Genomic DNA, 20,981 nt, shown 5'->3' with positions numbered 1-20,981 from the left:
CCGCCCTCGGTGCCGATGATCCTTTATGGCGTCATCACCGAGACCTCGATCGGCGGGCTGTTCCTGGCCGGTATCCTGCCGGGCCTGATGATGGCGGCGCTTTTGTCGGGAACGGTGGTCTTGCAGGTGTTGAGAAACAGGGAAATTGCCCCGCCCATCACCCGCCACGTCAGCCTGTCGGAGCGGATGAAGACCAGCGCCGAGGCGCTGCCCACCGTGCTGATCGCGCTGATGGTCATCGGCGCGCTCTATGCCGGTATCGCCTCGCCCTCGGAAACCGGGGCGTTCGGCGCGGCCGGTGCGGTTCTCGTCGCGCTGGTCATGGGCCGGCTTGGCGGCGGCGTGCTGCGGCTGGCGCTGGAAAAGACGGTGCGCACCACGGGCATGTTCATGCTGCTGCTGGTGGGCGGGCTGTTCAGTTCCTTCGTGCTGACCCGGCTGGGCGTCCCGCAGGAGATTTCCAGTTTCCTGACCGGGCTGGACGTCGCACCCTGGGTGATCATCGTGATGATCAACGTGCTGCTGCTCATCATGGGGATGTTCCTCGATCCGCTCAGCATCCTGGTGATCGTCGTCCCGATCTTCCTGGATACGATCGTGGGGCTTGGATACGATCCGATCTGGTTCGGCGTCATCGTCACGATCCAGATCGAGATCGCGGCGATCACGCCGCCCGTGGGGCTTAACCTCTTCGTGTTGCGCACAGTGGTGCCGGACCTGTCCATGACGGATACGGCCAAGGGGGCCATCGCCTTCGTGATCCCGATGCTGATCGGTATCCTGCTGCTGATGGTCTTCCCCGAGATCGCCCTGTGGCTGCCCGGCCTCAGGTACTGATCGCACGGATAATCACAACCCCGGCGGGCCACATGATACTGGCCCGCCGGTTATGTGGCCCGCCCGTCCGGGCCCGCACCCGCCAAGGCGGATACCGGCGATCCTGACGGGCATTTCCCACTTGCATTGGACAGGCGCGCACAATCCGCATATCACCGCGGGAAACGAGTTTTTCCAGGATGGGGCCGGAATGTCCAAGTCTCTGTTTGGCACCGATGGGGTGCGCGGGCGTGCCAACACGTATCCGATGACCGCCGAGGTCGCGTTGAAACTGGCCGCCGCGGCGGGCCGGCATTTCCGCCGCGACCAGCAGGAACACCGTGTCGTGATCGGCAAGGACACGCGCCTGTCGGGTTACATGATCGAAAACGCGCTGACCGCCGGGTTCACCAGCACGGGCATGAACGTGTTTCTGCTGGGGCCGGTCCCGACACCGGCGGTGGGTTACCTGACCAACAGCCTGCGCGCCGACCTGGGCGTCATGATCTCGGCCAGCCACAACCCCGCCAGCGACAACGGGATCAAGTTCTTCGGTCCCGACGGGTTCAAGCTGTCGGACGAGGCCGAGGCCAATATCATGCGCCTGTTCCACGAGGGCGTGGCCCCCGCCGCGCCGGAAAACATCGGCCGCGCCAGGCGGTTCGAGGATGCGCGCGGCCGTTACGTCGAATACGCCAAGACGACCTTTCCACGCGGCAGGCGGCTGGACGGGCTGCGCATCGTTCTGGATTGCGCCAACGGCGCGGCCTATCGCACCGCACCCGCCGTCCTGTGGGAACTGGGCGCCGAGGTGATCCCGCTGGGGGTGGAGCCCAACGGCTTCAACATCAACGAGGATTGCGGCTCGACCCACCCCGAGGCCGCGGCGCGCAAGGTGCGCGAAACCCGCGCCGATCTGGGTATCTGCCTGGATGGCGATGCCGACCGGGTGATCCTGATCGACGAAAAGGGCAGGATCGCCGACGGCGATCAGATCATGGGCCTGATCGCCGCGCGCTGGGCGGACGAGGGGCGGCTTGCCGGCAACGCGCTGGTGGCGACCGTGATGTCGAACCTCGGGCTTCAGCAATATCTCGAAGGCAAGGGCGTCGGCCTTGAACGCACCGCGGTCGGCGACCGCTACGTGGTGGAAAGGATGCGCGCGGGCGGCTTCAACCTTGGTGGCGAACAGTCGGGCCATATCGTGATGACCGATTACGCCACCACCGGCGACGGCCTGATCGGTGCGCTGCAATTCCTGGCCGCGATGGTTGAAACCGGCGACAAGGCCAGCAAGCTGGTGCGCGTCTTTGACCCCGTCCCGCAAAAACTGATCAACCTGCGCTTTGCCGCCGGCAAGGCCCCGCTTGAGGTCGATGCCGTGCAAGAGGCGATTGCCAAGGGTGAAAAGGATCTTGGCACCAATGGCCGCCTGCTGATCCGCAAATCGGGGACCGAGCCGCTGATCCGCGTCATGGGCGAGGCGAACGACCTCGCGCTGCTTGACCGCGTTCTTGAAACCGTCACCGCCGCGATCCGGGCCGAGGTCTGAACCGACCGGCTGCCCCCTTCTGATCCGCACTGGATTTCACAACCTTTAGGGTATTACATTAGGCAAAACATCGCCTTATGAATGAATATCCAAGGGGTTCCGGTGGAAAGAGTCGCATGTTCCGATCCGGTGCTGGTTCTGGGCGGCAACGGCCGGCTGGGACGCATTCTGCATATGCGCTGGGCGAATCGCCCCGATGTGTTCTGGCAGGCGCGCGGGCCGGTTGCCGGTATTCGTTGGGCGCCGGGTGTGCCATGGCCGGGTCCGGCGCGCGTTCGTGCCATCGTTGCGCTTTGGGGCGTGGTGCCGGGACGCGGCGATCCGGCGGCGAATGTCCCGCTGGCCTGCGCGGCGATGGCGCTGGGCGCGGCGCTGGGGGCCGAGCGGGTGCTGCACTGCTCCTCGGCCGCCGTTTATGCCCCCGCACCCCTGCCCCGGAATGAAACGCAGACCGATCCGCGCAGCGCCTATGGCAAGGCCAAGCTGGCGATGGAACAGGCCATCGCCGCCTGGCAAACCGCCAACCCCCAGGGCCCCGCCGCCTGTGTCCTGCGTATCGGCAATGTCGCCGGGGCCGACAGCGCCTTTGCCGCGATCCGGCATCGCGGGCCGGTGCGGGTGGACCGCTTTGCCGGGGGCCACGGGCCGCGGCGCAGCTATCTGGACCATGCCACGCTGGCGCGGGTGATCGACGTGCTGTTGACCTGCCCGAACACGGCGCTGCCCGGTGTGGTCAATGTCGCCAATGACGGTGTGATCGACATGGCCGATCTGGTGCGTGCCGCCGGGCGACAGTTGGTGTGGACACCGGCAAAAACCCCGCAGGCAGGCACCGTTCTGCTGGATCTGACCCGGCTCAGGCAACTGGTCGATCCCGGCCCGACCGATCCCGCCACGCTGCTGGCCGATGCCGCAACCCTGTTCAGGGGGCAGCGATGACGCCGGGAAAACGCATTTTCGATCTTCTTGTGGCCATCCTGTTGCTGGCCCTGCTATGGCCGGTAATCGCGATCCTGGCGCTGGCGATCCTTGTCCTCGATGGCGGCCCGGTCCTTTACCGGTCCGAGCGGATGCGCACGCCGCAGCAGCCCTTTACGCTGTGGAAATTCCGCACAATGCGCATGGTTAGTGACGATTCCGGCGTCTCGGGCGGCGACAAGGCGCATCGCATCACCCGCACCGGCCGGTTCCTCCGTCGGACCCGCGCGGATGAATTGCCGCAGCTCTGGAACGTGCTGCGCGGCGATCTCAGCTTTGTCGGCCCGCGCCCACCCCTGCGCCGCTATGTCGAACTGCGCCCCGACCTTTATGCCGATGTCCTGCGACAGCGGCCCGGCATCACCGGGCTTGCCACGCTTGTCTACCACCGCACCGAGGAACGGCTGCTGTCCGCCTGCCGCACCGCCGACGAAACCGAGCGGGTCTATGTCACCCGATGCGTGCCGCGCAAGGCCGCGCTGGACCGGATCTATGCCGCGCGGCGCAGCCTCAGCCTCGATCTGCGGTTGATGGTGGCGACCCTGTTCCGCCGCTGCGCGCCGGGGCGGTTCGCGCGGCGTCAGTCCCCGTCGTAGCCTTGCGGGTTCTGCGACTGCCAGGCCCAGGTGCTTGCGCACATGTCGTCAAGGCCATGCTCGGCCTTCCAGCCGAGAACCGTATTCGCCCGTGACGGATCGGCAAGCGAGGTGGCGATATCGCCGGGGCGGCGGTCGGTGATCTCATAGGCTATGTCCTTGCCCGAGGCGCGGGAAAAGGCCCGCACCATGTCCAGCACGGAATACCCGTGCCCGGTGCCGATATTGAACACCTCGGTGCCCTCGCGCCCGGCGGCATAATCCAGCGCCGCGATATGCGCCCGCGCCAGGTCGACCACGTGGATATAGTCGCGCACGCCGGTGCCGTCCGGCGTGTCGTAATCGCCGCCGAAAACCGACAGCCTGTCGCGCCGCCCCACCGCGACCTGCGCCACGAAGGGCATCAGGTTGTTGGGAATGTCGCGCGGATCTTCCCCGATCCGGCCTGATTTATGCGCCCCCACCGGGTTGAAATAGCGCAGCAGGCTCACCGCGCTGCCGGGCGTGGCGTGCTGCCAGTCGCGCAGGATTTCCTCGGCGAAATACTTGGTGCGGCCATAGACGTTGGTGGGCCGGCAGGGATGCGCCTCGTCGAACGGCAGATAGTCGGGTTCGCCATAGACCGTCGCCGACGACGAAAACACGATCCGCCGACATCCGGCGGTATCCATCGCCTGTAAAAGCGACACTGTTCCACCGTTATTCACGTCGAAATAGCGCAGCGGCTGCTTTTCGGATTCGCCCACCGCCTTGAGCCCGGCAAAATGGATCACCGCATCGGCGCGAAACTCCTGCAGGATGCGCGTCATCGTCGCCGTGTCGCGAATATCGGCCTCGTGAAAACCCAGGTTGCGGTTCGTCAGGTCACGGATGCGATCCAGAACCACCGGTGACGAGTTGTCGAAATTGTCGACAACGCAGACCTCGTGCCCCTGCGCCAGAAGCTCGACAATCGTGTGCGACCCGATATAGCCCGCGCCACCCGTTACCAATACCCGCATCGCATTCACCCCGGTCCTGTTGGCCGCGTGATAACGGCAATCGCGCCCCGGGCCAATATCATTCTAGGGCCCGCCCTCCGGCAGCGGCGTGGCAAGAAACCGGGCAAGGGCACCTTGCGTCAGGTCATCGGCGACCGGCATCAGCCGCGCCTGATGGGTCCAAAGGACGGCTGTTTCGATCTGCCTGTCGGGATAGATCTGGCGCAGCGCATGGGCATAGGCGCCCAACTGCCGCAGGATGCCTTCGGGGATGTCCGCGGGCGTGGCGGGGATGGTGACGTTCGTCTTGAAATCCACCGCCAGCACACTGTCCGCCCCGATCACCAGCCGGTCGGCGATCCCGCTCAGCCGTCGCGCCGCGTCCAACTCCGCGCTCAGCGCGACCTCGGCCAGCGTATCGGGGGCGAACAGATGCGCCAGCGCGGGATCGGTCAGGTTGCGCAGCGCCTCGTCGTAAACCGCGCGGAATGCGCTCGGTTCCGCGCGGTCCGGCCCTTGCGACAGGATGTGCCGGGCCAGCGCCTCCCACCCATCGCGCGGGTGGGCGGGCAGGTGTTCCAGCAGCGCGTGAACCTGCGTGCCATACAGTTTGGCGGCGTCCTCGTCCTGACCTTCCGCCCCCGGCAGCGCCTTGGCGCCGCCCAGGTCGGACGGGCTGAGCAATTCGATACCCGGCTCCGGTGCGGGGGCCGCATGGCGAAACACGTCGCGCAAGATGGGTTCCGGCGCCTGTTCGCCGGTATCGGCCGGCCGGGCGGTTGCCGACCAGTCCCCCGCTTCCAGCCGCGTGCCTGTGCCGAAACCGAAATCGTGCTCCACCTGCCCGCAATGCGCCATTCCGGCGGCGATCTTGTCGTACCAGCAGTCACTGTCCTTGCCCAATTCGCCTGCGGCACCGACGATCAGCCATTTCTCGGCCCGCGTCATGGCGACGTATAGCAGGCGGTCGCGCTCGGCCTTTTGCAGGTCGATCAGCGCCTCGCGCGGGGCGGCGGCGGCGTGTGGCATCGCCACCCGCGACACCGACCACAGCGCCTGCCCCTGGTGCACCAGAAAGGCGTCGCGCAACTGCACATCGCGTTTCGCGGTATCGGGCAGGATCACGATCGGCGCCTCAAGCCCCTTGGCGCCATGCACCGTCATCACGCGAATGCGGTCGCCGGCGCTGTCCATCTGGCGCTTGATCTCCAGCTCGTCGGTTTCCATCCATTGCAGGAAGCCCGAAAGCGAAGGCACAGCGTTGCGTTCATAGGCCAGCGCCTGCGACAGAAAGGCGTTGATCCCGTCCTCGGCCTCGGCCCCCAGCCGCGCCAGCAGCTTGCGCCGCCCGTCATGGCGGGTCAGGATACGTTCGATCAGGTCATAGGGCCGCAGGAAATCCGTCTGCCCCAGCAGGTCGTCCAGCACCGCGACGGTTTGCGGAAACTCTGCTTTCCGCTCGCGCAATACCTGCCACAGATACCGGCGGCCCCGCCCCTGGGCGAGGGTGAACAACATCTGCTCGGTCCAGCCGAAAAGCGGCGATTTCAGCGCGATTGCCAGCGAAAGATCGTCCTCGACCAGGTCAAGGAATGACATCAGCGCCGCCAGGTCGCGCACCGCCAGTTCCGCCCCTACCTTCAGCCGGTCGGCCCCGGCGATGGGCAGGCCGGCCTCTTTGCAGGCGCGGATGATCTCGGCGAACAGGGCCGAACGCCGCTGCACGAGGATCAGGAAATCGCCCGCCCTGACCGGTCGCATCCGATAGTCGCCGGAATTGCCGATCTCTTCAGGGATGGCGGTGCCGTCGCCGATCATGCGCCGGATCTCGGCGGCGATCCGGCGGGCCATCTGCTTGCTGTGGTGATCCTCGGACCGCAGGTCGACGGGGTCGTGCCAATCGCCCTCTTCGGCCTTCTTCACCGGCTCGATCGGTGGCCACATATCCACCCGCCCCGGCATCCGGTCCTTGAACGCCCGGTGGCGGTTATCCGTGGGAAAGCCGGAATTGTCCCGCCCGGCAAAGGTTTCGTCCACCAGCCGCAGGATCGGCCCGGCCGAGCGGAACGAATATTCCAGCGACGACAGCACCAGCCCCGGCCCCGCGTTTTCCAGCCGGGCGCGGAATTCCCCCTGCATCCGGTCGAATTCGCGCGGGTCGGCGCCCTGAAAGGAATAGATCGACTGTTTCTTGTCCCCCACGACGAAAATCGTGCGCGCCACATCGGCCCGCGCGCCCTGGCCCGCGGTGAATTCCTGCGCCAGCAGCTCGATCACGCGCCATTGTTCGGGGCTGGTATCCTGCGCCTCGTCCACAAGGATATGGTCGATCCCGCCATCGAGCCGATACAACACCCAGGCCGCGACGCCCGGATCGGTCAGCAGGTCGCGCGCCTTGAGGATCAGGTCATCGAAATCCAGCCACCCCAACGCCTGCTTGCGCGCGGCATAGCGTGGCAGGAACGCCGCGGCGAAATCGTAAAGCGCGGCGGTTTTGCCTGTCAGGTCCAGCGCCAGCCGCAGGTCGCGCGCCTCTTCGACACGGCGCATCCAGTCCTCGATCCGGGGCATGGCATCGGCGATGGTCTTGGCCGTCGCCTTGGTCGGGAAAGAGCCTGTCTTGGCCGAAAACGGCTCTTTCGCCTTCTCGCCGGTCAGGAACACGCCTTCCAGGACGGGCAGCGCCGACAGGTCCGGCACCCCGATGGTCAGCAGCCGGGCCGCTGCCTTCAGATCGTTGGACGACCCGCCCTCCAGCGCGGTGACAAGCGTGGCCAGCAGATCGGCCTCGTCGCCAAGGAAAACCCGCGCTTGCAGGTCCCGTGGCCCGAAACCCGGCGGCAGCCCCAGCCGTTCGGCGATCTCGTCCCGCGTGGGCGGGTCGGCGAACACCCCGCGATGGCCCACGATGGCGCCGGTCACGTCCTCGAAATCCTGGTCGGTCAGGTGCAGCGCCAGCGCCTGCACCGCGCGGGCATCTTCGCCATCGGCCATGTCCTGCACGATCTCGGCCCGCAGCAGCGCGGCGGCGCGATCCTCCATTTCCGCGAAACCGGGGCTGACCTCGGCCTCGAGCGGAAAGCGCCGCAATATCGCCGCGCAGAACGAATGGATCGTCTGGATCTTCAGCCCGCCGGGTGTTTCGATGGCGCGGGCAAACAGCGTGCGCGCCCGGGCCAGCGTCGCTGCGTCGAACGGCCCCTCCTGCCCCAGTTCCTGCAATTCCTGCCGCAAGCTGGCATCGGGCAGCATCGCCCAGTCGCCCAGCCGGCTGAACAGCCGGTTCTGCATCTCGCTGGCCGCGGCCTTGGTATAGGTCAGGCACAGGATGCGCTGTGGCTGCGCACCCTCAAGCAGCAGCCGCGCCACCCGGTCGGTCAGCACCCGCGTCTTGCCCGACCCGGCATTGGCCGCCAGCCATGTCGAATTGCCCGGATCGGCGGCGCGCACCTGCGCCTCGGAGGCGTCATTGCGGATCATGTCAGATCCTCCCCGCAGGGGTCTTGCGTGGTGTCCCATTCGCCAAAGCGCGACAGCCGGTCGTAATCCGTCGGGTCGTCCTCCTTGAACAGGGCGCGCCGGGCGGTGAACCCCTGTGCGGGCTCGAAATAGGCCGAAACCAGCTTTGCGAACTCGGACCAGACCTTTTCGGGCGGGTGATCGTCCAGCGGCGCGCCGACCTCTTCGGGGCTGCTGCCAAGGCCGATGAACACCGCGCGGGCCACCTCGGCGGGATCGAGCCCTTCGAACGCGCCCTCGGCGGCCATCGCGGCCTCAAGCAGCAATTGCTTGTCGAAACTGGCCTGCTGGCTGCCGCTGGGCGGTTTGCCGGTCTTGTAATCGTATATATGCAGGCGGCCCAGATCGTCGCGGTCGATCCGGTCGGCCTTGGCCTTGAGGGTAAAGATCGGGTCCGCCATGTCATGCCGGCCGCTGATCTCGAACCCCACGGGTTTCGCCCGGCCCAGCCTCAGCTCTTCGGTGGCGACGAACCAGTCGGCCACCCGCTCCAGCCGCGCCAGCCACAGCGCCCGCATATCGGGCCAGGGCACCATTTCGGCCAGAACAGTCTCTGCTATTTCCATCAGGCGCGCGGCTGTCAGCGGGGCGCCGTCATTCGTGACGGCGTTCAGGAACCTTTCCAGCACGTCATGGGTGACAATCCCGCGCAGCAGCGCATCGGGCGCGCGCATCAGCGGGTCGAGCGGCCGCAGCCCCAGCACATGCTTTGCATAGATCGCGTAAGGATCGCGCACCAGGTGCTTGATCTCGGTCACCGACAGGGCGCGTGGCCTGGCCTCAATCGGTGGCCGGGGCGATGGGCGCGTGGCGGGCGGCACCGGCGCGACCCGCTCCAGCGCCGCGATCTGGTCCAGCCAGCCTTGCCCGCGCACGCGGGCGCCCGCAACCGCCTGCGCGCCACCCTGCTCCGGCAGGCCTTGCGTCAGGTTCAGCAGCCGGTTCAGCCAGCGCGACGGTACCGTTTGCGCATCGTCCGACCGGATCGCGCGGGTCAGCCAGACCTCGGGCGCGGCGATGGCCTGCTGAAAGTCGTGGGCCGACAGCCCGATCCGCCGTTCGGGCAGCAAAAGGCCCGCATCGTGCCGCATCTGCCGGTTCAGCCACGGGTCGGGCGCGGGCATCTCGGGCCACGTGCCCTCGTTCAGCCCGCCAAGGATCAGCAGGTCGGCGCCCTGCACCCGCGCCTCCAGCGTGCCCCAGATCAGGATATGCGGATGCGGCGCGTCGCGGTCGCGCACCTCCTGCCGGGACAGTATCGCGTTGAACAGCGCGGCATAATCCGCCGGGTTCATCGGCCCGCCCGCCGCGGCCTCGGCCTGCAACTCGGCAACGGTTTCCTGCGCCTTGCGGCCCGCCTTTTCCGCCCACAGCCCGCCGCTGCCTTCGCCGGCGGGGCCCTGCGCCAGAAGCCCGGCCAGCGACAGGTGACGCTCCACATGCCCGGCCAGCGGCAGAACGGACCCGTCCTCGCGCCCCAGCAGGCAGGATGCGACCCATGCCGCCCAGTCGGAGGCGCCGTCCTCGTCCTGCCTGATCGCCCAGGCCTGCAGGGTTTCGGGTGTCGGATGCGGCACGCCCTTGCGGCGCAGGTGCAGTTCCAGCTCGCGGGTCCAGCGCAGATGCGCGCCGCGTTCCGTCCCGCTATGGGTCAGCGGGTGCTTCAGCAGGGTCACAAGCTGCGCGGCATCCGATTTCAGGTGAAACAGGGCCGCAACATGCCGCAAAAACCGCCCCGGCGGCGTCAGTTGCAGCGGCGTGCCCGCGCTGTCATCCGGCAGGATACCCCAGCGATCCAGCGCCGCGGTGACCTGCCGGGTCAGCATCCGGTCGGGCGTGATCAGCGCCGCCACCTGCCCGGTTTCGGCCGCCTCGCGCAGGCGCATGGCGATGGCCAGCGCCTCTTCGCGCTGCGACGGGGCCTCGATCAGCGTCACGCCGTCATAGGCCGGGGTCAGATCGCCCAGTCCCGGCCCCTCGGCCAGCCAGCAATCGGTCACCGGCGCCGGGCGCAGCGCCAGCGACACCAGCCGGTTGCGCGCCGGGTTCGATGCCGGACCGTCCGTCCAGGGCCGGATATCGCCGGGGCCCAGCCCCAGTTGCTTCATCAGTGCCCGGAACCGGAATTGCGGATGATCCTCGGCCGTCAGCGCATCGTCCAGATCGGCCCAGGCCGCGCCCGGCATGTCGAAATCGTAACCGGGCAACACGATCGCCCCCTGCGGCAGCCGCGCCACCGCCTGCATCAGCATCATCGTGGTCCCCCGCGACCCGGTCGAGCCTGCGACGATCACCGGGTTATCGGGCGGGTTTTCGTCCCAAACCTTGCCCAAACCGGCCACCACCATGCGCTGCCGGGTCTCAACATCCGGGGCCTCGCCCGCCCGGTCGAAATAATGCTGCACGATCTGCAGGAATTTCAGCGACCGCGCCCAATGGGCCGAATGGTTGCTGACGTCCAGATCGTACAGCGCGTCGGGCGGCACGCCCTCGCCATGCATCTCGTCCATCAGCGCGGCCAGCGAATCCGACAGGTCATACAGGGCCGAACGCGGCGCAAGATCGGTTTCCCGCTCAAGCAGCCCGGCCACCAGTTGCGTGATTTCCAGCCGGCGGCGCAGCGGCGGAACGGCGGCGGGAATGCCGGTCAGAACCTGCGCCTCGGCCAGGTCCGTCACCAGTTCGATCCGTGGCAACAGCAGCGCGGGCCCCTGCGCGAACAACTCATGTATCCGCCGCGCCATGCGCCGCGTGTTCACGATCAGCCGGACCCGCGCCAGCGCCTCGGGCGGCTTGCCGGCATAGGCATCGGTCAGGCGCCGGACCAGCGCAGCCGGGAAATCGACCCCCGGCGGCAGGCCGAAAACGCGCGGTTTGCCAGAGGGGTCAAACATCGCCGCCCCCGATCATCGCCTCGGCCAGCGCGATGCCCTCGGGGCGGCCGACATCGCACCAGCGGCCCGGATAGCTGACCCCGAACAGCCGGTCATCGGCCAGCATCCTGTCCCACAACAGGTTGAGCGAAAAGGCAGGTTCCGCGATATCGGCCAGCGCATCGGTCTTGACGATCTGCACGCCGCTATAAACCTCGCCCTTGCCGCGGGACAGGCGACCGTTACGGTCCCGCAGAAAATCTCCCGCGCCACCATGCCCAAGCGCGTTTTCAGGCGGAACAGTCACCAAAAGCGCGTCCATCCGCGCCGGGTCCCACGCCTCGGCCAGCAGGCGCAGCGGGTTCGGCCCCTGCCAGATCGCATCGGTGTTCATCGTGAAAACCGGCCCCTGCCCCAGCAGCGGCAGGGCATGGCGCAGCCCGCCCCCGGTTTCCAGGATATCCGGCGTCTCATGCGACAGGGCAACATCCCGCCCCGCCAGATGCGCGGCGATTTTGTCGGCCATGTAATGCGTGTTCGCCACCGCCCGCTTTATGCCCGCATCCGCCACCAGCGCCAGCGCATGATCCAGCAACGCCTGCCCCGCCACCTCGATCAGCGGCTTGGGCCGGTCGCGGGTCAGCGCGCCCATGCGCGTGCCGAACCCGGCGGCGAACAGCATCACGGCGTCGGGACGGTTCCGCATTGATCCTTCAGCCTTTGCAAGATTGGTCCATCCGGTTCCGGCAGCGCATTGACGACCATCGCGCGCACCGGGGTCAGCGCGGGGTGGTCCAGATCGCGGATCAGGTGATCCCAGACGCGCGGGATCAGGTCGATGTAATGCGGTTTGCCGAAATGCAGCGACAGCCGCGCGAACACGCCCAGGATACGCAGGTTGCGCTGGGTGCCCAGAATGGCATAGGCGGCCTCGAACGCGGTCGGGTCCATGTCGTTGTCGCGCACATAGCGCGCGATCATCGCTGCCTCGATTTCGGGCGGCACGTCGCGCCGGGCATCCTGCGACAGCGACATCAGGTCATAGGCGCGGTGCCCCGCCATCGCATCCTGGAAATCCAGCAGCCCCACCCGCGCCACGCCGTCACGCTCCGGCAGCCAGAGCAGGTTTTCGGCGTGATAGTCGCGCTGGATCAGCACCTTGGCCCCGTCCGAAATCTGCGCCAGAACAGGCTCGAACGCGGCGGAAAACGTGTCTTTCGCCGCCGGGTCCGGCCCGATGGCGCCGCGCAGGTACCAGTCATGCGCCAGCGCCGCCATCCGCGTCATCACGGGCGGGTCATAAGGCACAAGCCCCGCCGGAAGGGGCGCGCGGTGCAGCGCGCCCAACACATCGGTGGCGGCGGCATAAAGCGTCTGTTCCAGCCCCGGATCGCTCAGGACCACGCGGGCGAACAGTGCATCGCCCAGATCCTCCAGCAGCAGGAAACCCCGCGCGGTATCCTCGGCCAGGATGCGCGGCGCGCTCAGCCCCTGCGCCGACAGGTGGCGGGCGATGGCGGTAAAGGGGCGCACATCCTCGCCCCTGTCGGGGTCGGCATCCATCAGCACCGCGCTTTGCCCGGTCTGCGGGTGGAACACGCGCTCGTACCGGCGGTTCGACGCGTCGCCGGCCAGCATCTCGCGCCGCGCGCCGCGCCAGTCGGTGCCGTTCAGGAAATTGCCGGCCTCGGCCGCACGGTCAGCCATCCGCCAACTCCTTCATCCTGTCGTCCCATCGCGCGTCCTGCCACGAGATCGCCACGGCGCGCGCCTCCTCCTCCGGGCCGGGGGCAAAGGCCAGTGTCAGTGCCGAGTCCGGCGCCAGGTCGCCCAGCCGGTCGGGCCATTCCACAAGGCAGATCGCGGTGTCGAACGCATCCGTGAGGCCCAGCTCCACCACCTCGTCGGGATGGCCCAGCCGGTAGAGATCGCTGTGCCAGATTTCGCATTCCGGCCCATCATAGGATTGCACCAGAGTGAATGTGGGCGAGGGCACGTCCTCGGGCGCGGCCAGCAGCGACCGGATCAGCGCGCGGGCGAAATGCGTCTTGCCCGCACCGATCGGCCCGTCCAGCAGCAGCACGTCGCCCGCGCGCAGGCCGGCCCCCAGCCGGGTGGCCAGCCGGGCGGTGTCGTCGGCGGTGCTCAGGTGCAGGGTCAGGTGGCGTGTTTCGGGCGACATGCGCGCGACAGTAACGCCCCTGCGCCCGCCTGCAAGGCCTTACGCCACGCTGTGTTCCGGCACCGGCGCAAGCCGGGCGAACATCACCATCCGCGCGCCGTTGATCAGCGGCCGCACCCGGCAGCGGCGGCGGCTGCCATCGGCCATGCCGATGACCGTGTCTTCCAGCGCGGTGCCGGACAAAAGCGCCTCTTCCACCGCGTCCCACGGGGTTGCCGCCGCGCTTTTGGCGCGCCAGATCGTGACCGCGTCGGCAATCGTGGTGTCGGCAAAGGCGCTGTCGGGATCGACGCCCCAGACATCGCGGAACTCGGCGTTGGAAAAGGTCAGGACACCGTCGGCCGAAAACACTGCCATCGCCGCATCCATCTGGTCCAGCACGGCATTGCCCAGCGCCAGCTCGGACCGGAAACTGCGGGTCAGCGATACCTCGTGGCTGATATCCTCGAACAGGAACGCGACTGCGCCATCGGGATGCGGCCGGCCCGTCACGCGATAGGTCTGCCCCGAGGCAAGCGACCATGTCTCCCGGAACGTGCCATCGCTGGCCGCGGCGACCAGCGTGCCGATCCGTTCCCGCCAGCTCGAGTAATTCTTGGGCTCGGGCATCATCTGGTTGTCCCGCAGCATGTCGAAAAAGCTCAGGATCGTCGGCCGGCCGCTCAGGAAATCGACCGGCAGGTCGGTCAGGTCCACCAGCGCCGGATTGAACAGCGCCAGTTGCCGGTCGCGGTTGAAGATGGCCAGCCCCGTGGCCAGATGCGCGAATGTCTTGGTCAGGGTCTGCACGAAATTGCGCTGGGCGATCTCGGCGTTCACCACCGTGTCGATTTTCAGCGCAAAGGTAATGACCCGCGGCCCCGCATCCACCGCGCACAGCGAATACCAGCGCCGCACGTCCCCGCCCGGTTCGGTCAGGCAGTCGCGGCGCGTGGCAAAGCCGTTCTTCCCCGGCTCCAGCGCGTCGAACAGGACGGGCGCCGCACCGCCCCGGTCCGGCGCGGCATACCCGAGGTCGGCGGCAAGGGTCACATAGGCCCTGTTCGCCCAGATAAGCCTGTCACCGGCATCGCTGACCCATATCGGGGTGGGCGTCTGGGCAAGGCTGTTGCGCATCAGGCGCAGCTCGATCAGCGCGCTTTGCCACTGGTGCAGGACCGGGCCACTGATACCCTGCGCCGGATCGCCATGCAGGACCAGCCGCAGAACCTCGTCCTGCTTCGTCAGGACCAGCCTGCCGGGATCGCGCGGATCGTGGGGCGACAGCACGGTTTCGCCCTCGTCGATCGCGCCGGGATCGTCGGGCAAGTCGAAGAACCGCAGCCCGAGCGATTGCGAAATCGCCGACCATTCGTCATCGCCCGCGCCGCCGGACCGGTCGAAGAATCCCGACCCGTCCGACAGGTCCACAAGGTCGCGGCCGTGAAAGACAAGAACCGCCGGCTCCGGTGCGGCCGGTTGCGGTGGGGCGATATCGGCCGGCGCCGTGTGCGCCGCACCGCGTGCCATCCACAGCAACGCGGCAATACCGGCGACGCATCCCGGCACCACCGACGCAAGAACAACCAGAATATCCGCATTGGCCACCATCGCGCCCCGCCCGTCTGCCCGACCCGGTACAGCCTGCCCCGGCAACGGTTATCAAATGGTTAACGGTTTACGCTTCCAGCGGCGCGTTCCGGGCCGTCACCGGCAGCCCCGAGGCGCGCAGGTCGATCCTGTCGCGCGGCCAGACGACCTCGATGATCGCGCCGCAGCGTTCGGGATGTTCCGACGGGGCCAGGAACGGATCGTGCCCGTTGGCGAAACTCAGTTCGGCCCCGGTCCTTTCCAGCAGCGTCTTGGCAATGAACAGGCCCAGCCCCATACCCTCGTATTCGGGGCGCTGGCTGTGGTCCTCGGGGGTGCGCCGGCGCCGCATGAACGGGTCGCCGATCCGCCCCAGCAGGTGTTGGGGAAAGCCGCGCCCGTCATCCATGATCCGCACGCCGATCCGGCTGTCGTCCCATTCCGCCTCGATCCAGACGCGGTCGCGGGCGAAATCCACCGCGTTCTGGATCAGGTTGCGCAGCCCGTGGATGATCTCGGGCCGGCGCAGGATGGCCGGTTGCGCCGCATCCGCGCCGTCCGCCGGGCGGAAATCGAAATGCAGGGTCTTGCCGCGGTCGCGGTGCGGCTCTGCCGCCTCTTCCAGCACCGCGCTCAGCGGGGCCTGCCGCAGGTGCAGGTCGTCCTTTCCGGCCCGCCCCATCGAGCGCAGGATATCGCGGCAGCGGTCGGCCTGGTCGCGGATCAGCCGCGCGTCCTCGGCCAGGTCGGGGCGGTCATCCAGTTCCTCGACCAGCTCGGCGCTGGCCAGCTTGATCGTGGCCAGCGGCGTGCCCAGTTCATGCGCGGCCGCCGCCACCACGCCGCCCAGGTCGGTCAGCCGCTGCTCGCGCGACAGCGCCATCTGCGTGGCCTGCAACGCATCCGACATCGTGTGCATCTCCACCGTGACGCGGCGGGAATAGATGCTCAGGAACGCCACCGCGATCACGATGGATACCCAGTTGCCGAATATGAACAGGTCGGGGATGCGCATGACCAGCCCCTCGGCCGTGCGCAGCGGGATATAGGCCGTCGACAGAACCGTCACCGCCACGATCGCCGTCACCGCCAGGAACACGGTCGACCGCAGGCTCAGCACGTTGGCCGAGATCACCACCGGCCCCAGGATCAGCACCGAGAACGGGTTGTTCAGCCCGCCCGTCAGGTACAGCAACAGCGCCAGTTGCAGCAGGTCGAACAGGACCATCAGCAGGTTCTCGGTCTCCGACAGGCGCTTGTTCTCGGGAAAGATGAACATGGCGATCATGTTGCCGATCACCGAGATGCCCACCACCAGCAGGCACAGCCCGTATTCCAGGTCCAGGTCATAGACCTGGTTGGCCACCATCAGCGCCGAAAGCTGCCCGGTGATGGCACCCCAGCGCAACAGGATCAGCGTGCGCAGCCGGATCCAGTTTCCCCGGTCGCGGCCTTTCAGTATGCTCAGGTTCGGTTCAACCATCTGCGCCTTTTCGTCCCGTTGCATCCATGGCGGCGGCGTTGAATATGCGCCGGAAATTCATATTTGCCCGGTGACCGCCGGGCCGGATCTGCGAAAGGAAACCCGTCATGACACGTCTATATGCAATCGTCGCCGCTGTCGTTGCAATTGTGTTTCTTGCCGGGATCTGGGCCTTTACCATGGGCGGCCGGACCGACGACAAATATGCCCAGTGCCGCACCACCGCCGTGGCCGGCGGCGCCGCGCAGATCGGCGGCCCCTTCACCCTGATCGACGAAACCGGCACGACCGTAACCGACAAGGATGTGATCGACGGCCCCACGCTGCTTTATTTCGGCTATGCCTTCTGCCCCGATGTCTGCCCGCTCGACAATTCGCGCAACGCCGAGGCGATCGAGATCCTGGAAAGCCGCGGCGTCATGGTGAAACCCGTCTTCATCTCGGTCGATCCCGACCGCGACACGCCCGAACTGCTGGCGGATTTCACCGACAACCTGCATCCCCGCATGGTGGGCCTGACCGGCACGCCCGAACAGGTCAAGGCCGCCAGCCAGGCCTATCGCACCTACTACAGGAAACAGGAACCCGAAGAGGGCGACGAGGAGTATTACCTGATCGACCACTCGACCTTTTCCTATCTCACCTTCCCGGATGAAGGGTTCGTCGAATTCTTCAAGCGCGACCTGACGCCGGAGCAACTGGCCGACGGCATCCAGTGCTTCGTCGAAGCCCACTGATTTGCTAAGGTTTGACGCAGGGTTGCCCACACTATAGAAAACGCTAGGTTTGCGCGAAACAGGAGGAAGCGCCGTATGCCCGAGCAACTTCAGGATCTGGGTGAGGATCGGAGCCTTCTGCTCGTCGATGACGACGAGCCGTTCCTGAAGCGTCTGGCAAAAGCGATGGAAAAGCGCGGGTTCGAGGTGGAAACCGCCGGGTCCGTCGCCGCCGGCAAGGCCATCGCCACCGCGCGCCCCCCGGCCTATGCGGTCTGCGACCTGCGGCTTGAGGATGGCAACGGCCTCGACGTGGTCGAGGTGCTGCGCGAAAAGCGCCCCGATTGCCGGATCGTGGTGCTGACCGGCTATGGCGCCATCGCCACCGCCGTCGCCGCGGTCAAGATCGGGGCCACGGATTACCTGTCGAAACCGGCCGACGCCACCGACATCACCAACGCGCTGCTGGCCAATGGCGACGAACTGCCCCCGCCCCCGGAAAACCCGATGAGCGCCGACCGCGTGCGCTGGGAACATATCCAGCGGGTGTACGAGCTGTGCGACCGCAATGTCAGCGAAACCGCCCGCCGGCTGAACATGCACCGCCGGACCCTGCAGCGAATCCTGGCGAAACGCTCGCCGCGGTAAAGCGGCCTGTCAGCGGGAAGGCTACGCCCGCGCGGGACTCTTCTGTCCCTCTGAATAATGCACCCTGCCCGGAACAGCCGCACAGCGGCCCGGGCATCGCACGGCCGGGCGATTGGCTGCTGTATGCGCAACGCTTTGAGGGAGGAAGTGGCGGCACGATAAACTGCCAGTCACAAATGTCGGATCGCCCGACCGCGGCCGTGCGAAGCCCTCTGGCTGGAATACCCCGGGAACCGCCCGCAGACCCCTCAGCCCTGCACCTTCTCCTTGTCCGCACCGTCGTCCTCTTCCCCGGACGGGCTTTCGGCCTCTTCCACCAGCTCCGCCTCGACGATCGCGTCCTCTTCTTCCACCGCGTCGCTCTTGTCCTCGATGCTTCCGACGATCAGCGGCAGCATCTCGATACCCGTGGGCGCGACGACCTCGGACGCGGGCGGCGCGCGCCAGCTCAGCGTGTCGAAGGAATGGCAGTTGCCGCAGACCGGCACCCATTCGGAATGGATGTTGTGGCAGTTGTCGCACACCCATTGCGGGCCGCGCGGCGCCGACAGCGCCCGCGCCAGCCAGCCCTTGACCACCGCGTCCGAGGCCCCCTCGCCCCGTTCGATGGCGGCCATGATGGTCAGCGCGCGCGCATCCGGCGCGTTTTCCGCCAGATCGCCCAGCGCACGTCGCGCGGCGGGGAAATCCTCGGCCGCGATATGCAGCTCGGCCTGCAACAGCTTTGTCTCCCGGTGCTCGGGGTTCAGCTTGATCAATTGCTGAAACCGCCTGATCCGTGCCTCGGGCGTTTCATCGGGTTCGATCGCGGCAAAGGCCCCTGCCAGGTCGGGATGCGGCTGCGCGCTCCACGCCTTTTTCAGCACCCGGACGGCATATTTCTTCTTGCCCTGCTCGACATAGCCGCGCGCGGCCAGCACGGCGGCGGGCACCAGGTCGGGCGACAGGCGGTTGGCTTCGATCGCGGCTTCGCGGGCCTCGATATCCTTGCCTTCGTCCAGGACGCCCCTCGCCTCGGACAGCGCCAGCACCGCGTCGCGCCGCTTGTGCACGTCGCGCGGCAGGGTGCCGGTGCGCAGCTTGGTCCGCAGGGTGTTGCGCGCACCGGCCCAGTCCTCGGCCCGCGCCTGCAACTGCAACAGCGTGTCCTGCGTTTCCTCGTGGCGGGGTTTCAGCGCCAGCGCCTTTTCCGCCAGCTTGCGCGCGGTGTCGGTGTCGCCATCGGCCAGCTTCTGCTTCATGATCCCGCGCACGCCGACGAACCGGGTCTGGTCGTTCTCCAGCAGCCGCTTGTACACTTCCTCGGCCTTGCGCCGGTCGCCCGACATCTCGGCCGCCTGCGCGGTCAGCAGGTTGGTCAGCGCGGGCTTGTTCAGGTATTTCTCGGCCCGCGCGGCCTTGGCCATGGCCACCCGGCCCTCGCCGCTGGCCAGCGCCATCATCCCCTCGCTCAGCGCCTCGAATCCCTTGCGCTCGCGGTTGCGGTCGAAATAGCGGCTCAGCGCGGTGTCGTCGCCGTTGATGAATTTCCACAGCGCCACCAGCAGGCCCAGCAGTTTCAGCACCAGCCAGACCGCGATCACCAGCGCCACCAGTGCCAGCACCGCCATGATCGGCGTCAGCGTCACCTCGATGCCGGCGGCCTGGACGGTCACCCCGCCCTCCATGTCCAGCACATACCACGCTCCCAACGCAACGGCGGCGACGAGGGCGAAGAAAACGAAAATCTTGATAACGGACCACAGCATGACGTGTCCCCCCTCAGTTCGCGGTCAGCGATTGCGCCAGCTCTTCGGCTGCCGCTACGGCGTTCCGGCGTGTCTCGGCCCGTGCGATCCAATCCGACAGCGCGGCGCGGCCCGGATCGGGCAATGCCTCGACCTCGGCCAGCGCATCGGTCAGGCGGCCATCGCGCAGCGCCGCCTCGGCCCGCGACAGCACGGCATCGGGGCCCGCGCCCTCCTGCGGCTCCAGCGACCGGACCCCCAGTTGCGTGCGCAGGAACCCGCCCAGGCCGCCATCCTGGCCCGAGGCCCTGCGCGCCGCGCTCAGCGCCTCGCGCGCTGCCTCGGGAAAGGCCGCCGACAATTGCGCCAGCGTCTGAACCCCTGCCGCCTGGTCCGCCAGCGCCGCCGGCACACTCACGCCCGCCGCCCTGAGATCCGCCAGCGCGCCCGAGAAATCGCTGCCGGTATCCAGCGCGGTCTGCACCCGGCTCAGCGCGGCACGGGCCAGCGCCTCTTGCGCGGTCGCTTCGGCCGCGGCCTCGCGCGCCTGCGCGTCGGACAGCAACGTGTCGATCTCCGACCGCTGCGCCTCGACGCTGTCCTGCAACGCGCGCAGTTCGGCGGCAAAGGCATTGGCATCGGCGCTGCCCGGCTCGGCCACCGGGCGCGTTTCCAGCGTTTCCAGACGCGCCTGCAGATCCGACAGCGTGGCGGCCACCTCGTCGATCCGTGTGGACAGGCCGGTCAGCGTATCGGCATTCCCGGCCACCTGATCCTGCATCGCTTGCAGGTCCAGCCCGTCCAGCGCACCGGCGATCTCGTCGATGCGGCTTTCCTGCGCGGCATTCGATTCGGTCAGCTCCGCCAGCGCGGTATCGTCCTGCGTGCCGGGCCATGGCCACCCCTCGGGCAGGACGTAACGCGCCGCGCCGAACCCGATCGCCGCCGCCGCGATGCCGCCCAGCACCATCGCAAGGAACCCGCCCTTCCTGATCACGACCGGCTGCGGTTCCGGCGCGCTGTCCACCGGCCCGGTCGCATCCGGCCGGGCCTCGACACTGGCCGCCCCGTCGCCCTCGCCCGGTTCGGCGGTAATCTCGCTGTCCGCATCGGGCTGCGCATCGGCGGCCGAGGTGCCGTCATCGTCGCCGCGTTCCGGCGCGTCCGGCGTTACCGGGTCATCCCCCGTCGCCTCGGTATCCTCTCCGGGTGTTCCGGTGGCCTCTTCCGGTGTGTCGCCTTGCGCGTCGTCATCCTCGACGATCACCGCATCGACGATCTCCTGCGTGTCGTCGAGTTTCGGTTGTTCGGGCTTTTTGCTGCTTGCCACCGGCTGGCCACC

The 20,981-nt window shown here is 67.6% G+C and carries 16 protein-coding genes; 6 read left to right on the top strand and 10 right to left on the bottom strand.

Features of this window, described 5'->3' with window-relative positions; all coding sequences use genetic code 11:
* The 4 genes from F3H87_RS21100 to F3H87_RS21085 all read left to right on the top strand — a co-directional run.
* On the top strand, positions 1-837 hold an 837-nt coding region (locus tag F3H87_RS21100; protein WP_149792014.1), incomplete at its 5' end, for a TRAP transporter large permease.
* 190 nt (positions 838-1,027) lie between these two features.
* Complete coding sequence (glmM, locus tag F3H87_RS21095) at positions 1,028-2,368, top strand: phosphoglucosamine mutase (RefSeq protein ID WP_149789405.1); 1,341 nt, start codon at positions 1,028-1,030, stop codon at positions 2,366-2,368.
* Positions 2,369-2,470: 102 nt separating this feature from the next.
* The gene (locus F3H87_RS21090; protein WP_188129266.1) at positions 2,471-3,307 is read left to right on the top strand and encodes an NAD-dependent epimerase/dehydratase family protein; all 837 of its coding nucleotides are present in this window, start codon (positions 2,471-2,473) and stop codon (positions 3,305-3,307) included.
* On the top strand, positions 3,304-3,942 hold the full coding sequence (locus tag F3H87_RS21085) for a sugar transferase (protein ID WP_149789407.1): 639 nt from the start codon (positions 3,304-3,306) through the stop codon (positions 3,940-3,942). Before F3H87_RS21090 ends, F3H87_RS21085 begins: the two co-directional genes overlap by 4 nt.
* On the opposite strand, the gene galE is transcribed toward F3H87_RS21085, so the two are convergent.
* The 8 genes from galE to regB all read right to left on the bottom strand — a co-directional run bounded on the left by galE (position 3,927) and on the right by regB (position 16,548).
* The gene (gene galE, locus F3H87_RS21080) at positions 3,927-4,943 is read right to left on the bottom strand and encodes a UDP-glucose 4-epimerase GalE (protein ID WP_149789408.1); all 1,017 of its coding nucleotides are present in this window, start codon (positions 4,941-4,943) and stop codon (positions 3,927-3,929) included. The genes F3H87_RS21085 and galE overlap by 16 nt on opposite strands.
* A gap of 63 nt (positions 4,944-5,006) precedes the next feature.
* A complete protein-coding gene (addA, locus tag F3H87_RS21075; protein ID WP_149789409.1) occupies positions 5,007-8,402 on the bottom strand; it encodes a double-strand break repair helicase AddA in 3,396 nt (1,131 codons plus the stop codon).
* Positions 8,399-11,335 carry a double-strand break repair protein AddB gene (gene addB / locus F3H87_RS21070; protein ID WP_149789410.1) on the bottom strand — a complete coding sequence of 979 codons (2,937 nt, stop codon included), beginning with the start codon at positions 11,333-11,335 and terminating at the stop codon, positions 8,399-8,401. Before addB ends, addA begins: the two co-directional genes overlap by 4 nt.
* Positions 11,328-12,020, bottom strand: a complete 693-nt coding sequence (locus F3H87_RS21065) for a nucleotidyltransferase family protein (RefSeq protein WP_149789411.1) — start codon at positions 12,018-12,020, stop codon at positions 11,328-11,330. Before F3H87_RS21065 ends, addB begins: the two co-directional genes overlap by 8 nt.
* Entirely contained in the window at positions 11,996-13,021 is a 1,026-nt protein-coding gene (locus F3H87_RS21060; protein WP_149789412.1) for an aminoglycoside phosphotransferase family protein, read from the bottom strand. Before F3H87_RS21060 ends, F3H87_RS21065 begins: the two co-directional genes overlap by 25 nt.
* Positions 13,014-13,496, bottom strand: coding sequence for a tRNA (adenosine(37)-N6)-threonylcarbamoyltransferase complex ATPase subunit type 1 TsaE (gene tsaE / locus F3H87_RS21055; protein WP_149789413.1), 483 nt, complete (start codon positions 13,494-13,496; stop codon positions 13,014-13,016). The genes F3H87_RS21060 and tsaE overlap by 8 nt, the downstream gene beginning before the upstream one ends.
* A 39-nt stretch (positions 13,497-13,535) precedes the next feature.
* Positions 13,536-15,086, bottom strand: coding sequence for a PAS-domain containing protein (locus F3H87_RS21050; protein WP_149789414.1), 1,551 nt, complete (start codon positions 15,084-15,086; stop codon positions 13,536-13,538).
* Between the two features lie 67 nt (positions 15,087-15,153).
* Positions 15,154-16,548, bottom strand: coding sequence for a sensor histidine kinase RegB (gene regB / locus F3H87_RS21045; RefSeq protein ID WP_149789415.1), 1,395 nt, complete (start codon positions 16,546-16,548; stop codon positions 15,154-15,156).
* 107 nt (positions 16,549-16,655) lie between these two features.
* Here regB and F3H87_RS21040 point away from each other — a divergent pair, with 107 nt between their 5' ends.
* Positions 16,656-17,285, top strand: a complete 630-nt coding sequence (locus tag F3H87_RS21040) for an SCO family protein (protein WP_149789416.1) — start codon at positions 16,656-16,658, stop codon at positions 17,283-17,285.
* A gap of 75 nt (positions 17,286-17,360) precedes the next feature.
* Positions 17,361-17,912 (top strand): ActR/PrrA/RegA family redox response regulator transcription factor, encoded by a 552-nt coding sequence (locus F3H87_RS21035; protein ID WP_149789417.1) that lies wholly within the window; start codon positions 17,361-17,363, stop codon positions 17,910-17,912.
* A gap of 248 nt (positions 17,913-18,160) precedes the next feature.
* Here the strand turns inward: F3H87_RS21035 and F3H87_RS21030 are convergent, their stop codons facing one another.
* Both F3H87_RS21030 and F3H87_RS21025 read right to left on the bottom strand, forming a co-directional pair.
* The gene (locus F3H87_RS21030) at positions 18,161-19,660 is read right to left on the bottom strand and encodes a heme biosynthesis protein HemY (RefSeq protein WP_149789418.1); all 1,500 of its coding nucleotides are present in this window, start codon (positions 19,658-19,660) and stop codon (positions 18,161-18,163) included.
* 13 nt (positions 19,661-19,673) lie between these two features.
* The gene (locus F3H87_RS21025; protein ID WP_149789419.1) at positions 19,674-20,969 is read right to left on the bottom strand and encodes a COG4223 family protein; all 1,296 of its coding nucleotides are present in this window, start codon (positions 20,967-20,969) and stop codon (positions 19,674-19,676) included.
* Positions 20,970-20,981: the final 12 nt, after the last annotated feature.

The organism is Lutimaribacter pacificus (genome assembly GCF_900142185.1).
Lineage (GTDB): Bacteria > Pseudomonadota > Alphaproteobacteria > Rhodobacterales > Rhodobacteraceae > Lutimaribacter > Lutimaribacter pacificus.
Note: the sequence above shows the minus strand (reverse complement) of the source record. Positions and strands in the feature narration are given on the sequence as shown.